General features: G+C 59.2%; 20 protein-coding genes. 7 read left to right on the forward strand and 13 right to left on the reverse strand.

Annotated elements, in window-relative coordinates:
- Nucleotides 1–34: 34 nt before the first annotated feature.
- From JVX98_RS12870 to JVX98_RS12895, 5 genes are all read right to left on the reverse strand, one after another.
- Nucleotides 35–1,003 (reverse strand): major capsid protein, encoded by a 969-nt coding sequence (locus JVX98_RS12870; RefSeq protein ID WP_060530069.1) that lies wholly within the window; start codon nt 1,001–1,003, stop codon nt 35–37.
- 122 nt (nt 1,004–1,125) lie between these two features.
- Nucleotides 1,126–1,842 carry a hypothetical protein gene (locus tag JVX98_RS32320; protein WP_246765013.1) on the reverse strand — a complete coding sequence of 239 codons (717 nt, stop codon included), beginning with the start codon at nt 1,840–1,842 and terminating at the stop codon, nt 1,126–1,128.
- A gap of 48 nt (nt 1,843–1,890) precedes the next feature.
- On the reverse strand, nt 1,891–3,243 hold the full coding sequence (locus tag JVX98_RS32325) for a DUF4055 domain-containing protein (RefSeq protein WP_246765014.1): 1,353 nt from the start codon (nt 3,241–3,243) through the stop codon (nt 1,891–1,893).
- Nucleotides 3,243–4,709 carry a phage terminase large subunit gene (terL, locus tag JVX98_RS12890; protein ID WP_205238834.1) on the reverse strand — a complete coding sequence of 489 codons (1,467 nt, stop codon included), beginning with the start codon at nt 4,707–4,709 and terminating at the stop codon, nt 3,243–3,245. Before terL ends, JVX98_RS32325 begins: the two co-directional genes overlap by 1 nt.
- A complete protein-coding gene (locus tag JVX98_RS12895; RefSeq protein ID WP_205238835.1) occupies nt 4,654–5,031 on the reverse strand; it encodes a hypothetical protein in 378 nt (125 codons plus the stop codon). The genes terL and JVX98_RS12895 overlap by 56 nt, the downstream gene beginning before the upstream one ends.
- Nucleotides 5,032–5,344: 313 nt before the next feature.
- On the opposite strand from JVX98_RS12895, the gene JVX98_RS12900 reads away from it, so the two are divergent.
- Both JVX98_RS12900 and JVX98_RS12905 read left to right on the forward strand, forming a co-directional pair.
- Nucleotides 5,345–5,746 carry a hypothetical protein gene (locus JVX98_RS12900; protein ID WP_205238836.1) on the forward strand — a complete coding sequence of 134 codons (402 nt, stop codon included), beginning with the start codon at nt 5,345–5,347 and terminating at the stop codon, nt 5,744–5,746.
- A gap of 22 nt (nt 5,747–5,768) precedes the next feature.
- Nucleotides 5,769–6,725, forward strand: coding sequence for a hypothetical protein (locus JVX98_RS12905; RefSeq protein WP_205238837.1), 957 nt, complete (start codon nt 5,769–5,771; stop codon nt 6,723–6,725).
- 34 nt (nt 6,726–6,759) lie between these two features.
- On the opposite strand, the gene JVX98_RS12910 is transcribed toward JVX98_RS12905, so the two are convergent.
- Nucleotides 6,760–7,065, reverse strand: coding sequence for a hypothetical protein (locus JVX98_RS12910; protein WP_205238838.1), 306 nt, complete (start codon nt 7,063–7,065; stop codon nt 6,760–6,762).
- A 75-nt stretch (nt 7,066–7,140) separates the two neighbouring features.
- On the opposite strand from JVX98_RS12910, the gene JVX98_RS12915 reads away from it, so the two are divergent.
- Complete coding sequence (locus tag JVX98_RS12915; protein WP_205238839.1) at nt 7,141–7,341, forward strand: hypothetical protein; 201 nt, start codon at nt 7,141–7,143, stop codon at nt 7,339–7,341.
- Nucleotides 7,342–7,437: 96 nt separating this feature from the next.
- On the opposite strand, the gene JVX98_RS12920 is transcribed toward JVX98_RS12915, so the two are convergent.
- Nucleotides 7,438–7,674 (reverse strand): hypothetical protein, encoded by a 237-nt coding sequence (locus JVX98_RS12920; protein ID WP_205238840.1) that lies wholly within the window; start codon nt 7,672–7,674, stop codon nt 7,438–7,440.
- 220 nt (nt 7,675–7,894) lie between these two features.
- Between JVX98_RS12920 and JVX98_RS12925 the strand changes: the two genes are divergently transcribed.
- A complete protein-coding gene (locus JVX98_RS12925) occupies nt 7,895–8,281 on the forward strand; it encodes a hypothetical protein (RefSeq protein WP_205238841.1) in 387 nt (128 codons plus the stop codon).
- A gap of 641 nt (nt 8,282–8,922) precedes the next feature.
- Here JVX98_RS12925 and JVX98_RS12930 read toward each other — a convergent pair.
- From JVX98_RS12930 to JVX98_RS12950, 5 genes are read right to left on the reverse strand one after another with little or no spacing between them, the layout of a single operon-like run.
- Nucleotides 8,923–9,513, reverse strand: a complete 591-nt coding sequence (locus JVX98_RS12930) for a transcription termination/antitermination NusG family protein (RefSeq protein ID WP_205238842.1) — start codon at nt 9,511–9,513, stop codon at nt 8,923–8,925.
- Nucleotides 9,510–10,163, reverse strand: coding sequence for a helix-turn-helix domain-containing protein (locus tag JVX98_RS12935; protein WP_205238843.1), 654 nt, complete (start codon nt 10,161–10,163; stop codon nt 9,510–9,512). Before JVX98_RS12935 ends, JVX98_RS12930 begins: the two co-directional genes overlap by 4 nt.
- Nucleotides 10,160–10,915, reverse strand: coding sequence for a hypothetical protein (locus tag JVX98_RS32330; protein ID WP_246765015.1), 756 nt, complete (start codon nt 10,913–10,915; stop codon nt 10,160–10,162). Before JVX98_RS32330 ends, JVX98_RS12935 begins: the two co-directional genes overlap by 4 nt.
- Nucleotides 10,912–11,271: a DUF1064 domain-containing protein gene (locus tag JVX98_RS12945; protein ID WP_246765016.1), complete on the reverse strand. Its 360-nt coding sequence runs from the start codon at nt 11,269–11,271 to the stop codon at nt 10,912–10,914. The genes JVX98_RS32330 and JVX98_RS12945 overlap by 4 nt, the downstream gene beginning before the upstream one ends.
- Before the next feature lie 4 nt (nt 11,272–11,275).
- Nucleotides 11,276–11,542, reverse strand: a complete 267-nt coding sequence (locus JVX98_RS12950) for a hypothetical protein (RefSeq protein ID WP_205239547.1) — start codon at nt 11,540–11,542, stop codon at nt 11,276–11,278.
- Nucleotides 11,543–11,682: 140 nt separating this feature from the next.
- Here JVX98_RS12950 and JVX98_RS12955 point away from each other — a divergent pair, with 140 nt between their 5' ends.
- Complete coding sequence (locus JVX98_RS12955; protein WP_205239441.1) at nt 11,683–11,985, forward strand: DUF982 domain-containing protein; 303 nt, start codon at nt 11,683–11,685, stop codon at nt 11,983–11,985.
- Nucleotides 11,986–12,065: 80 nt separating this feature from the next.
- Here JVX98_RS12955 and JVX98_RS12960 read toward each other — a convergent pair whose 3' ends face one another.
- Nucleotides 12,066–12,635 (reverse strand): MT-A70 family methyltransferase, encoded by a 570-nt coding sequence (locus JVX98_RS12960; RefSeq protein ID WP_246765018.1) that lies wholly within the window; start codon nt 12,633–12,635, stop codon nt 12,066–12,068.
- Nucleotides 12,636–12,697: 62 nt separating this feature from the next.
- Between JVX98_RS12960 and JVX98_RS12965 the strand changes: the two genes are divergently transcribed.
- Nucleotides 12,698–12,874, forward strand: coding sequence for a hypothetical protein (locus JVX98_RS12965; RefSeq protein ID WP_205238845.1), 177 nt, complete (start codon nt 12,698–12,700; stop codon nt 12,872–12,874).
- A gap of 78 nt (nt 12,875–12,952) precedes the next feature.
- A complete protein-coding gene (locus JVX98_RS12970) occupies nt 12,953–13,198 on the forward strand; it encodes a DUF982 domain-containing protein (RefSeq protein WP_205238846.1) in 246 nt (81 codons plus the stop codon).
- Nucleotides 13,199–13,202 lie beyond the last annotated feature (4 nt).

Consider the following 13,202-nt stretch of genomic DNA (forward strand, 5'->3'; position numbering starts at 1 on the left):
GAGACGAGGCGCGCCAGAGCCCGCCCCGTTTCGGTTACTTGGTCGCGTCGCCGATGGTGATGACACCAGCGGTGTGCTTGATGTCGGTCGCGACCTTGTCCCAGTTCGAGCCGGTGGCGAGTTCCGCGTCGGTCGGCGACTTGCCGCCGTTGCCTTCGTCCCAGGTGTAGCCCTTGAGACCGAGGCCGAACGAATAGTCCACCTGCAGCGTGGTCTCGATGCGGGTCTGGCCGTTCTTCGTCTCGATATTCGAGATGATGTCGCGGCTGTCCGAGACGGTGGCGGCGTTGGCGACCAGCGAGAGCACCTTGAGCTTGTTCGGCGTGCCCGCCTCGTAGAGGGCGGGTGCGTCGGTGACGACGACCATCTTGCCGAGGATGTCGACGACGCGAACGTTGGCAGCCTGGAAAAGCTGCTGGGCGTTGCCGAGGTTGAGACCGATGAGCTTGTGATAGGCCGTGCCGTTCATCACCTGCGTGATGAGATTGCCGGAATGGTCGCCGAACTTCGCGTGACCGTCGTTCATGGTGACGTAGCTGACACCGAGGGTGGCCGATACATCATTGGTGGCGCCGGCCTGGTTGCTGATCGCGGCTACAAGCGCCGAAACAGCGGTGTTGAGCTGGTCGCGAAGCAGCGCCTCGGCGAAATTGCGGGATGCAACCTCGATGCCCTCGGCGGTCGGCTTGTCGAGCCAGGTCATCTGCGACGGCTCGTAACGAACCGGGCCGAAACCGCCGGCTACCTTGACCGACGAATGCTTGAGCTGCGTCAGGTCGGTGGCCGAAGCGCTGGCCTGTGCAGCATATCGGTCAACGCGGCGCTGCGCCGAGTGGATGGCGGCGTAGAACGATTCCTGAAGGAAGTCGCCCTCGAAACCTTCCGTGGTCAGGCGGATAGCGCCGCCGGAAGCCGCGTTGAACTTTTCCACCATCTGCGCGAGCGTCTCGATGGTGGCGGGCATGAAATACTTATTGAAGACCTGCATCTGCGCGAGAGACATGGCCTGATCCTTTCTGTTTCCGTGATTTTGGTTTGGAGGTGGATGCGGGCATTGCCCAGATGCCCGTCACCTCGTTGAGATCACGGGTTTGCGCCGGAATGGCGCGGATGTGTCAGGAGAAGTTAGGCCTCAAGCTCCGGGAACTTCGCCGCGATTGCCGCGGTACGAGCCTTGGTGTCGCCGCCGAAATCGCCCTTCGTCTTCTGCTGCTGATGGCCGCTGTCATTGCCCTTGGCATTGTCGCCTTTGGCTGGCGCCACGAAGGATTTACCCTCGTCGCCGGCCGCCCAGCGCTTGACCGCTTCGGCGATGCCCATGGGGCCGAGACCGATGTCCATCGAGGCGTCGTCGGTGTCCATGGCGACACGCGGCTCCAGGAGCGCGCGGGCCGCCTTGACGAACGACGGATTGGTGATGCCCGAGGATGAAAGCGCGTCGGTCAGTTCGGCGTTAATCTTCGCCTTCTTGCCCTTCGTGACTTCGCCTTCGTACTTGCCCTTCCAGTCGTCGCGCTCGCCCTCAAGGGTCTTGCGCAGTTCGACTAGCTGGCGCTGGTGCGCGGCGTCGTCGGTCTTGCCGTCCTTCAGCTTCTTCCACGTTTCCGCGTCGAAGTCGTCGGGCGCTGCCTTCTTCTTCGCATCCGAAAGCTCGCCCTTGACGGTGGCGAGGTCGGTTTTCGTGCGCTCGTAGGCATTGGCGAGGGGAAGAACGTCGCGGTGACCGCGGACGCTGTCGGCGTCGGTGTCGAGATGGAACTTGCCGTCCGAATGCTCGACATAAAGCGCCTTCAGGGCCTCGTCGACGTTGTCGAGCGAGTCCAGAACGAGTTTCAGGGCCATTGGCCTTATCTCCTTTGGGTGTTGGTTGCTGCCGGGTTCCGGCCTGATTTAGACGAGGGCTGCCCGCCGCTCGTCTTCTGCGCCCTCGGGATCGATGAGGGCGAATTCCTCGTCCGCGTCACGCTCGGGCGAGAAGATCCCGCCAGCCTGGCCGCGTTCGTAGAAGGTCTCCCAGGACATGCCGCCCTGGGTGTAGACGGTGAACAATTGCGCGAAGTCGGCCGCCGACATGGTGCTGTCGAGCAGATCCTTGGGCGGCGTGACGACGATGTCGCTGTCATCGAGCCCCTTCATGCGCGCGGCTGCCTTCAAACCGCGCTCGAGCAAAGCGGCCGAGACCTGCGATATGCTCTGGAGGTTGGCGGTTTCGCTGGCGAACCGGAGACGCCTCGCCTCGCCGCTCTCCTGTGTGGACTTCTCCTGCTCGAACATGCGAGCGCCAGCCATCACGGCTGCTTCGACCTGCTTCTCGATGGCTGCTTCATGCGCCTCGATGCCCGAGCAGGTCGGCGACACGTATTTCAGGTCTGGGGTGACGGTATCGTTGCCCATCATCTGGTGAACGACGCCGGCGCCGACCGTCTTCGGCGCTTCGCCGTTGATCGCGACAAGGGTCTCCTGCCCGGACATGAAAAGCTGCCAGCGCCAGTCAGCGGAAAGCTGGTAGGCGTTAATGATGGCATTCGCGATGCCGATCAGCGGCGGCGTCTCGATCGCCGGGACCACATCACGGGCATTGCCGACATAGAACGGCACGAAATCGAGACGCTGACCGCCGAGGGCGGCGGGCTCGCTGACGCTGATCGTGTCCAGGCTTTCACCTTCGTAGACGGTCGACACGTAGAGCCCATCGACCAGTTCAAGGACGCGGAATTTGGGGTTGTCCTTCCATTCAAAGCCGGAGCGCTTCTTGCCGCTCTCGTCCATGACGAAGAAATCGCGGTCCCAATTGATGATGCTGTCTCCGGCATATCCGGCAAGGAAAGGCTCGCCGCCGTCAGCCGGTGCAGTCGTCAGCACGCCATAACGGCCGAGCCAGAGCAAATATCGTGTGATCCGGCGGTGGAAAGCCTCAAGGCTCATGCCCTCGCCGTCCGCATTCTCCCAGATCGACGACAGGCCGTCCGGGACGGTGATCTGCGTTTCCTTGGCGTGGATGATGCCGATCATGGCCGCGACAGACGGCGCCAGCAATTCCGGCACGATCGCGCGCAACTTGTAGGCCCTGTTATAGGCCTCCTCCCCGCCATCTGGCATAGACTTGAAGCCGGAAGGCATCGGCAGATAGCGAACGCCCTCGCGCTTGACCGCGCGCTGGCCCTGCATCGTATTCCGCATCAGGCACCAATCGGCGATCCGATCCGGGGTGATGTCCGGGTGCGTCGTCTTCACATCTTGCATCAGAAAAGCCCCTGGACCGCCGTTGTCGTGCTGCTTGGCTGACGTTTCGTCGTCAGTTCGGTGAACGCGCGAGAGGCCGCGTCGATCTGGTCTTTCCATTTCCCGGTCGGGAAGCTCTCTGCCTCAGTCAAAAACGCCTCATTCCATGCTCCCTGAATCAGGAAGACATTGCCGGCCTCGGCTTGCGCTGCGAGCGGAAGAGCACGGGTTTCCTTGTCACCCGTCTCCGGGCTGGCGTGGTAGTCATGCCCCACAAGGACGTGACGCAGTATATGCTGCGCTTGTGCTTTGCCCGCTTGTCCCGGGTCTTGCGGGATCGATCCGCGCACCTGGCCGTGCTCTGCCCTATCTTGATCGGCCGTGTTTCGCAGGAGCTTCTCGACCGCCATCGGCCCGACTTGTTCGCGCACCATGTTGGCGATGATGAATCGGCCATCCGGCGCCAGCGCCATCAAGCAGCCCGCTGTCGCTGCCGCTTCCTCGTCTTCCGTCGCCGCCAAGTCCCAACCGCGGACGAAACGGCATCCGGTCGGAAGCGCCTTCACCATGCCGAACCACGAACGCTTGAACAGGCCGCCGCCACGCGGGACCGGGCGCTGTTGCAACTGGCCGGCGGAGGCATAGCTTCCAAGCGTGCGCTCGAGCAGATCAACCTGCTCCTTCGGGAAGCGCTCCGGAAAGAGCAGTTCCCCGGCCTTCGTTCGCGGATCCGCGAAGTATGGCGTGACGCATCGCCGATCAGGCTCAAACCGCATCGGAAGCATGAGATGGATGTACGGTAGCCCCTTCGAGAGGATCAGCCCGGACGTGTCCCGCTCGTGTAGCCGCTGCATGATGACGACGATTGCGGATTCGTCGTTGTTTACGCGCGTTGGAAGCGCTTCAAGAAATGTCCGCTCCGCGGCGAGCAATTCGGCATCACTATTCGCATCATCGGCAGAGAGCGGGTCGTCGAGGATCACTCGATCGCCGCGAGAGCCGGTCATGCTCTGGAAAGCCATCGCCTCGCGAAAGCCCGTCCGATCGTTCTCGAATTTCGTCTTCGCGTTCTGGTCGGTGGTCAGGGCGATTGGCCAACGATCTTGATACCACTCCGACTGGATGAGCCGGCGGCATTTCAGGTTATCGCGGATCGCCAGATCCTGCTTGTGCGCCGTCGAGAGGAAGCGCTTTTCAGGCTGCCCGAGCGGTCCCCACTCCCACGCCGGCCAAATGACGCCGGTCAAGAGCGACTTCATCGTGCCAGGCGGTACGTTCATAAGGAGGAGTTTAATTTCCCCCCGGCTGACGGCTTCCAGGTGTGCGCAGATCGCGTCGAGCGCCCAGCCCCATTTCAACGGTGTTGCTGGCTCAAGGATATGCCACGCCCGTCTGGCGAACTCGGCGAGCGACCTCTTGCAGGCCCTCCGCTCAATCTCCCTTTCGATTTCTGTCAGCGGCGGCAGAGAGAGTTCGATACGCTTCAAGCTCTTCGTCCGTCATTGTGGCAAGATCGAAGGATGCCGGCTTCGGGCTCATGCTCCCATCGCTGCTCTTGTAGTCAAGCGAAGCGAGCTTCGGATGGACATAGGACGCAGCATCGCGAGCTGCATCCTGGGCCATTTGCCTAAACCCCGCTGTCTTCTTCACTTGAGCGAGTAGGAACTTGAACTGATCTTCCGGCGAGGCATCGGGGGCGACCTGCTCCGAGAACTGGTCAGCGGTCAGCCCTTCAAGCGTAGCCTCTGCATCGATCGCTACCTGCTGGAAGTGCCTCATGTTGTCGAGCATGACATCGAGCGGGCTCATGCCCGTCGCCAATGCTCGCTCAGCAACCTCTCTGGTACGCTTGGTGATGGCACCGGCAGGGCGGCCAGCGCCGTCACGTTTACCGCCTCGAGCCATTTGATTTCCTTTGATTAAATTCAACGTAAGAACGAGGCTGAGCGAATTGCAACACGAGCAGCGGCGCTAATCAATTCTCCGCAAGGTGTGGTGGACACCACCCTCAAACGCATTGCCGTGATCGCGACTTGCGCGCGCGATGAAGCGATCTTCAATTTCTACTAGACGGTGTAGTTACCAAGATGTAATTTACCTTATCCTAATCAAGGAGGCCGTCATGGATCGTTTCTACAGACCCTTTGAATTAGCACCCATTGCCATTGCAACAATTGCCGCTTTCGTGTGCGAGCCGCGCCAATCCTTCGCCCAAAGCGAAATGACGGCTCAGGTATGCGGCACGTCTGGGGCTTGCGCTCCTCTGGATCCTTTAACTGCCCTCGTCATTGTCGGAGTCAAAACCGTGATCGACGAATTAAACAAAGGCAAAGAGGGCTTCGGTCCGAACGGAGAATTAGTAAAGGCCGTCAATACCGTGCTGGGGGATCTTAAGAGAGGAGGACTTGGCCCAAATAACGACTTGGTAAAGGCATTTGAGACTGCGAAGTCCGATATAATTAACGGACCAGGTGAAAACAACGATATTGTTAAATTCTTCAAGGGTATAAATATAAAATTTTGACCTGTATTTATTGGAGGATAAAATGCGAAAAACAGTGATTGTTGCTGCTTTTGTTATATTATCTACTAACGCAAACGCTCAAGGTTTATTTGATTTTGCCGATCCGTGTAAAAAGGCCGAAGGCCAGTTCTCCGACGGCGTTGAGGCGGCTCGCGCCGGCGCCGACGCTTTGATCTACAAGTGGGATGCGCTGACATACCCCCCCGCAGAGATCGCGCCTCTCTACCGTGATGCACTAATTGATAGTTTGGCAAAGTCGTGGCTTCAAAGCGAAACCTCTAAGCCACTAATTGAGATGGCGAAAAAGAACGACCCACAGTTCGAGCCGCTCAAGTTCTTCAAGGAATCAATTTACCCTCAAGCGGTTCCGCTTGAGCAAGAGCGAGAGTACATCCGACTTTTGTTCAAAGCCGATTATGCAGCCAGCATTCGTCCACGCCTCCTTGAGCAACGAAGTAAGGTCGAAGAGGAAATTCAGCAAAAGAAGGGCGAGCTGGACGATTCCTGCAAGCCGACAGTGGTTGATCAACTGCTGCGTGCTACGATCGGAAATGTCGCGAGCGCGGTCGACGCCAACTTTAAAGCGGCGGAGAACGAAAGCGGAGAGGTCGCAAAATCGGTCAGAGCATTAACAGGTATCAGCCTGGGAGACATCCAAAAATATGGAATCGCTGGGGGGCCGAATAGCGAATTTAACAAAATTCTGGGTGGGCAAAACTCAGAACTCAGGAAGATCGTAGAGTTTTTGTCATTCAGTACTGGCGTCAATATTTTCAACGGCGGGGGATTTCCACAAGTAGTGATCCCCTTTGATCTCCCCAATATTCAACTAGACTTCCCGGATTTGCCACAATTCCCCCCAATTCAGGTTGACGTACCTAAGATAGAGCTACCGAAAGTCGACCTGCCCGAGATTAAGATTGAACCGCCGAAGATCGAACTTCCTCCGATACCCACAATCAAAATTGATTTGTTTTAGCAGGGCATTACAGGTCGAGGGCAGCGCGCACTATTCAGCGCGCTGCCAACAGACCGGCAAGCCCGTATAGCTCTGCCCTTGCCCGAGCCCACGTATCCATCATGCCGGCAGGCTGTCCCATCTCGGTTTGACCGATGACGGTGCGGCCCTTCTTCGCGTTGCTCACCGTGGTCCACAACATGCCAATCGACGCCGGAAGCAGGTGTGCGAGATCCGGGTTGAACATGTCGCTGTTCGGATCGATGAAGGTGTCGCGCGCCCCTGCTTCGAGCTCAGGAGCGGCCACAAAGGCGCATCCGCTGAAGTCCTCGAAAATCTCTGACGGCGGTTGCGGTCGCATCAAATCACCACTTGCCTCTGCACACCTCATGGGTGAGGTTGCGATCGATCGCAAAAACGCCGGTGAGAGGGCTAGATGAAGGTTCACAAACTTACGGAAGAGAATGCACCCGAATTCCTGCGCCTGGGCGAGGAGTATGCCTCGCTTGAGGCCGACATCAAAAAAATTATGGAAAAGCCTGTCGACCAGCTATCTGATGACGACTTTACCCAGATCCATAAGCTGACCGAGAAGCAGGTTTCGTTGCATTCCCAACGGATGCGGCTGCTGCAATAGCTGCAGCGTTCCAACCTCTACCCTCTCCTGAGGGCACAAGTTGAGACATCGGGGAACCGGGCCTGAGGTCCGGCTCCCTGTTCAGGCATGCTGGAACTATTCGGCCGGCGTGAAGTCGACGAAATAGTCCTTGCCGAGTTCGAACTGCTCGACAGCGCCGGGGTTCGTGATCAGCATCTCGATCTTTCCGCTCGGCGTCGCCTTCGACCAGGAGGCGTTCGGGCCATCCTTGTCATAGACGGGAACGAGGGTGACCTGAGCCGCCGAATAGTCGGAGCTATGAGAATAGGAATGCTGGATGCTCCAGCACTTGAACTTTGCGCGTACCGTCATCGGTCTTCTCCTTTTTTTTGAGCCCGGTACCGCCGGGCGCGGATGGACAGCGAAAACCCCGCTAACCGGGTGACAAACCGGCGCGGGGCTCTCTGGCGCTGTAACTGGTTGCGGAGGGAGGATTCGAACCTCCGGCCTCCAGCTTATGAGGCTGGCGAGCTACCGGGCTGCTCTACTCCGACTTGAATTGTGTTAGCGTCTCGCGCGTAAGGGGAGACGGATGATTCGACTTGTGCGCCTCGCGATATTTGCTGTCGCCACCTTATTGGTAGCCGCGGGCATTGGTCATTCTGCTGACAAGCGCCCCTACTCGTTGAAGTACGCGCTGATCTTCGAAGGCGCGGATCCGGTTGCTGGCGAGGCTAGTTGCATCTCCGGCATGGCTTGCGAATTCCCTGGCATCTCGACCCGAGATCTGAAATTCAAGTTCAAAAGATCGACGGGCGAATTGGAGGTCGACTGCTTTGATTGCTCGTTCGCTAATGGCGGGACCAAATACTGGTGCGGTTATTGCCACGAGATCGGCATCTTTCAAGGCCGCGACTACGAGACGCTGCTGGTCATTAGAAAGCGCCCGCTGGTTGGAACCTTACTCTTGCGGTACTGAAGGCGACCACCCTACGCATAGACAGCGGTCATTGGGTGGTCCCACGCTCTGCCTCGTTATGCCCACATTCAAGGGCTGAAGTGGGACATGGACAAAGCCGGCGTCGTCTTTCTCGTACTCATCTGCATCCTCGTTGCCTTGGTGTTGAGCATCCTGATGCTCAAACCAAGTGTCGAGACTGTGCCACCAGACTTGCTGATACCGAGCAACTAGCGGCTTGGACCGAGACGGAACAACGGGGCTCCCGGGGTGTTGCGGTAGACCGCAACGAACCGGAAGCGCCACATGAAAGTAATTGTCATCGCAATCGTCGCCTCGATCATGAGCATACTTGTCTTCAAGTATATTGACGGGACGTTCGGCACTTCCGAGATAACTGCGACGGCCGAGGAATTATCAGACGATTAAAGGCGCCGGGCTACCCTCCCGGCTGGCCGCTGGGCCTCGGCGGCATCACCCTCAGGTGGCCAAGGCTCCAAATAGTGCGGGGCGCAGCGGCTTCCCCCTCAGGTATTCGGAATTTCGGCAATATGCGACTATGACGGGAGGCGGTGACGTCCTCCCTAAGGCCCGGCGAGTGTTCCCTCTAATCGAGGTCCGCGATCAGAACAGCCTGCATTTCACCAATTGATTTGCAGAATCTAAGCGACTTTATCGATTAGTTCAAGCGGAAGATCGACGTGAACGAGGCCGCCGAGATACTGAACCACAGCTTTGACGGTGTTGCGGCCGGTAACGTCGAGGACGGTCGCCAACATGCCCCCCACCATGCGGTGTTCCGGCGCGATCCGGATGGGTTTGTCCTTCGGGAATTCCTGCTGCAGCTCCTTGCGGCTGCGCTTCTTTCTGGCGTCGCGCTCGCGCTGCAGTGAGACCCCGGCCATCTCTTCGGCCTGACGGATGCTCGCCACCTCGAAATCGGAGATGCGCGCCGGGCAGCCGTCGACGCCGAGGATCGCGGTGACGCCGTCCACGCGGGAGAGCCGGTAGAAGTCCCGCGACGGGAGGTAGACGAACGAATAGCCGACGATCATGGCGAACCGCCGCTCGATCAGTTCCTTGGTCCGGTGGTGTTTGATGTCCTTCCGGAACGACGGCATGAAGATTTCGATGTCGGCGTCACGGAGGTTTCGCTCGATGATGAATTCGCCCTTGCGGTCCTCAGGCTCGCCGATGCGCGGCGTTGCCAGGCGCTGGGTTCCGGGACGGGTCTTGATTGCATACCAGCTCATTGGGCATTCTCCATTTCGATTTTGCGCAGCGCGGCCTTGCGCCTGTGAGCGTCGTTGATGAGTTTCGAACGATGCCCGCACCATTCGACTGCTTCCTGGTCGCCCTTTGCGGCAGCTGCCTTGCTGACCGAATACAGCGCCGTGGTGTGGTCGCGACCGTCGAAGAAATGACCCAGGCGCGGGAATGAGATGTCCTTGCGCTCGAGGTATATGGCGTACATGCACGCTTGGCGGGCGGCGACGATGTTCCTTTGGCGATGACGCCCGCGCACCTCCTCCAAGGTGACGCCGGGGAAGTCCTGCAGCACGTCGAGGCAGATATCCTTCATGGGGCGTCGGAGTTCGAGCTCGTCGGCGTTGCCCTTCACTGCGACGGCTGCGGCGTTCTGAGTTGCGTCGACGGCAACCGCGAACGTGCCGGATATCGATGTGCCTGTGATCAGTTCCTTGAACTGCAGCCAATGGCGCCAGGCGATGACATGGGCATCGCAATCCCGGACGAAGAGGATCTGTGTCGACGCCGGGGCGACTTCCTCGGCGACGGGCTGGCTCAACAGCGCAGGCTTCTTCCCGGTGTTGAAGAGCCGAGCACGGACCTCGCGGTAATGCTGGATCTGGCGCAACTGCTCAGGGCTTACGTGCTGGTTCATTGGAAACTCCTTTCGGATCTACGCAACTCGGCTGCCAGGTACTCTTCCCGGGTCTGGCCGGGCTGCAGATGGCCCAGGCCAGTAGGCTTCAAAGACGGCTTGTCGGGGGGCTTCGCAGGCTTGTCGTTCCAGCGGTCGTCGGAGAGCCATTTGACCGGCGAGCACCACTGGCGATCATCGGTTTTGGCGGCGTAGGTTCGAACTCCCGCCATAATTTCGGCGATGCTGGCGCGCTTGATGGCTTGGGAAAAGGCCTTCTCCGCCGACGGCCTGCCGGTCTTGTTGGGGTATGCATCCCAAAAATTTTCGAAATCGATTTTAGAATCGGGCGCGCTCGCGTCTTCCGAAGGATCTGTATCTGTATCTTTATCTAGCGTTCGATCCTGTTCGCCTGCGTTCGTTTGCGTTCGCTTGCGTTCGCGCCATTCCCTCGCGCGTTCGGCGGCGCCGTCCTCTCGCTTCGGCTGGCGTTTCTCCCAACTGGAAAATCTGCCGTCACAGATCATGCCTTTATCGGCCATGGCGGCGACGATGGCCTCGACCTGCTCAGGCTCGCAGCCATAGAAATAGGCCAACCCCTCAGCGTCGTAGCCTTTGACTGAGCCGCGATCCGCCGCCTGCGAAGCGCGGTCCATAAGGGCCCATGCGACGGCTACGGCGATACCAGGGGCAACACCGGCGCGCCTGGCAATGCCGAGCCACTTCGGATCGGTCGGGGCGCCATGCCATGAGCGAAACCAGTCGTTGCTCATCGGATCACCTCGACCTCGATGCCGAAGCAAGCTTTCATGAGCTTCCGCTTCATGGTGAAATCGCGGGTGGTCACACCCTTGATGTCGACGACGCGGCGCGATCTGTTGCGGCGATCGAAGAACACGAAATCGGCGCGGTATCGCGCGACCAGAACGCCGTTGACCATCAGGTCATACTCGCGCTGGCGCTCGATGTCGGTCACCTCGCCCGCCTTCTCGCGCTGCTTGAGGACAGCGTAGAAGGAAGCTTCGGCTTTGCTGTCGAAGAGGATTCCATCCAGCAACGTCCGCTTGGCACCATACTTGTTGCCGCGTTTTGGCGCAGCGATAGATGCTTGGTACTCCTTGGCCGACATACGTTCACCATTCATCGCGACGCCCTCCGCTCTGGCCGAGGACATGGGCAGTGCTATCGTACCCCGCGTAGGGGACGAGCTTGCGCTTCTGCGCGACTGGTGCTGCCTGAGGCTTCCGGACAGACTTGATGTATTCGGCCTCTTTGCGCAGATACTCGCGGTTCAGGTGATCGTTGATCAGCACGTCAGCCTCATGCTCCTTGATGTCCAAGGCCTCGGCGACGGCGATGGAATCGGGACCGAAACGGGCGTAGGCGTCGAGGAAGGTCATGCGAGACCTCCGAAGACGATTTTTTTGAGAAGACGCACCCTCATCCTCTTGAACTCACGAAGCCGCGAAAATAAATTTTCGACGGGCGCTGGGCACCAGCGCTTTCCTTGTTGAAAACCAACGAATTCAGTGAGGTAGCAATGCACTCGAAGATGTTTGAACGGCCAGTTTACCTGCGTGAAAGGAAGGATCTGGTCCTCGAAATCACCAACCTCGACGACGCGATCGATTTCCTTGAGGAATGGTCCAAAGGAGATCGCGATATCATTCACGAGGCGACCCTGAAGACTTGTTACCTGGCCCATGACGGCCACAAGCCAGTTCAGGTGGCGCGCGACGCCCTTCGCTCCTTCGCGAAGAAGAAGGGCATACTGGTCAAGGCCCCGGCGGTTCTGCCGTGGATGGTCAAGACGAAATCGGGCGGCGGCAGGCTCTCCCCTTAAGCTGACAATCGAGAGCGAGAGGCTGCGCTTGCGGCCTCTCCGGTCCCAGCCTGACGGCGGGTATGGGAGGTGGAGCTTAATCATGCCGCCACCTCGTCGAACTTCGTCGCCTCGTTGCCGAAGGCATGCCAGCCAGGCCGGCACTCTCGAGCGAACACGTCGGCCCGCCGCGCGTGCGGCATCACTCGATCGCAAAGGGCGTAGAATTCGTCTGGCTTGCGGCTATGCTCGCGGGCGATGCCGTCGAAGATGGTCTGAGGAATCGCGGCCTGCTTCGGATTGCCCAGAGTGGCCACGACGACCACCTCGCCAGTGGTGCGGACGCGGTAGCCCGTGCCCATGCGAACCTTGCCGGCCGGCGTCGTCTTCCGCCACACAAGCACCGACTTGTATTCGAAGCCCCAGGCTTTGACGCAAGCGATCGCCAACGGCAGTTGCGGCGCAGTCGCCCAGCAATAGAGAAGGCAGTCCATCGATGCCAGCTTGCCAACTGGCAAGGCTAGAACAGCAGCATCGGTCATCAGATCGTACTTCGCCAGAGCGGACTTTTTTGCGCCTTCCTTACTGTAGAGGTCGAAACCCCACGGTGGATCGATGACCATCATCTCGTAGTGGAGCGGCAGCAGAGGATCGAAAAACCAATCGGTCACGCCTCACCTCCTTGGAACAAACACCGCTCTGTCGCGGTTGCACCATCAAACAGGAGGCCAGAATGCCGAGAACCCCGATACCGGATATCCCAGACCCAGATTTCACGCCGGACCTGCCGCCGGATGTTCCGCCGGATCTGCCGGAGCCCCCGATCGAGGAGCCAGAGCCCGACGTCGGTCCCGACGAGGCGCCGCCAATCACTCCGGTGCCAGGCGCGGAAATTCCACCGAAGATGTGAGCATGACCCGAGCCCAGACTGTGGAGCGAAACGAAGGGCGCAACCCGCAGTTAGGGCAGTGAGGAAAAGGAAGCGGAGATGATCGAGAGTTGGAACGAGTGCGTTATCATCCAGCTTCCGGACCTCGACGGGGTGCAGATGGTCTGGACGCCCGCCCGGGCATCCACTCTGCTCAGCGACCATTGGCCGGTCTACTACGGCGTCGCTTATACCGACGCCCTCAATAAATGCACGGACGCGATGCTCGGCACCTTCCCATGGGAACAGGCGCGAGAAGCTTTCCTGGAAGCCATAGCTGAAGCGAAGATCACGAAGCTCCACTGACAAG

The sequence above is a fragment of the Ensifer sp. PDNC004 genome, assembly GCF_016919405.1.
Classification (GTDB): domain Bacteria; phylum Pseudomonadota; class Alphaproteobacteria; order Rhizobiales; family Rhizobiaceae; genus Ensifer.

Excerpts from the sequence above, each read along its gene's own strand:
- JVX98_RS12910 (WP_205238838.1), bottom strand. The coding sequence starts at position 7,065 with ATGCGACCGCAACCGCCGTCAGAGATTTTCGAGGACTTCAGCGGATGC.
- JVX98_RS12955 (WP_205239441.1), top strand. The coding sequence starts at position 11,683 with ATGCACTCGAAGATGTTTGAACGGCCAGTTTACCTGCGTGAAAGGAAG.
- JVX98_RS12950 (WP_205239547.1), bottom strand. The coding sequence starts at position 11,542 with ATGACCTTCCTCGACGCCTACGCCCGTTTCGGTCCCGATTCCATCGCC.
- JVX98_RS12895 (WP_205238835.1), bottom strand. The coding sequence starts at position 5,031 with ATGAGCCCGCTCGATGTCATGCTCGACAACATGAGGCACTTCCAGCAG.
- JVX98_RS12930 (WP_205238842.1), bottom strand. The coding sequence starts at position 9,513 with ATGAGCTGGTATGCAATCAAGACCCGTCCCGGAACCCAGCGCCTGGCA.
- JVX98_RS12935 (WP_205238843.1), bottom strand. The coding sequence starts at position 10,163 with ATGAACCAGCACGTAAGCCCTGAGCAGTTGCGCCAGATCCAGCATTAC.
- JVX98_RS12965 (WP_205238845.1), top strand. The coding sequence starts at position 12,698 with ATGCCGAGAACCCCGATACCGGATATCCCAGACCCAGATTTCACGCCG.
- JVX98_RS12900 (WP_205238836.1), top strand. The coding sequence starts at position 5,345 with ATGGATCGTTTCTACAGACCCTTTGAATTAGCACCCATTGCCATTGCA.
- JVX98_RS12920 (WP_205238840.1), bottom strand. The coding sequence starts at position 7,674 with ATGACGGTACGCGCAAAGTTCAAGTGCTGGAGCATCCAGCATTCCTAT.
- JVX98_RS12925 (WP_205238841.1), top strand. The coding sequence starts at position 7,895 with ATGATTCGACTTGTGCGCCTCGCGATATTTGCTGTCGCCACCTTATTG.
- JVX98_RS32320 (WP_246765013.1), bottom strand. The coding sequence starts at position 1,842 with ATGGCCCTGAAACTCGTTCTGGACTCGCTCGACAACGTCGACGAGGCC.
- JVX98_RS32330 (WP_246765015.1), bottom strand. The coding sequence starts at position 10,915 with ATGAGCAACGACTGGTTTCGCTCATGGCATGGCGCCCCGACCGATCCG.
- JVX98_RS12945 (WP_246765016.1), bottom strand. The coding sequence starts at position 11,271 with ATGTCGGCCAAGGAGTACCAAGCATCTATCGCTGCGCCAAAACGCGGC.
- JVX98_RS12915 (WP_205238839.1), top strand. The coding sequence starts at position 7,141 with ATGAAGGTTCACAAACTTACGGAAGAGAATGCACCCGAATTCCTGCGC.
- JVX98_RS12905 (WP_205238837.1), top strand. The coding sequence starts at position 5,769 with ATGCGAAAAACAGTGATTGTTGCTGCTTTTGTTATATTATCTACTAAC.
- JVX98_RS12970 (WP_205238846.1), top strand. The coding sequence starts at position 12,953 with ATGATCGAGAGTTGGAACGAGTGCGTTATCATCCAGCTTCCGGACCTC.
- JVX98_RS12870 (WP_060530069.1), bottom strand. The coding sequence starts at position 1,003 with ATGTCTCTCGCGCAGATGCAGGTCTTCAATAAGTATTTCATGCCCGCC.
- JVX98_RS32325 (WP_246765014.1), bottom strand. The coding sequence starts at position 3,243 with ATGCAAGATGTGAAGACGACGCACCCGGACATCACCCCGGATCGGATC.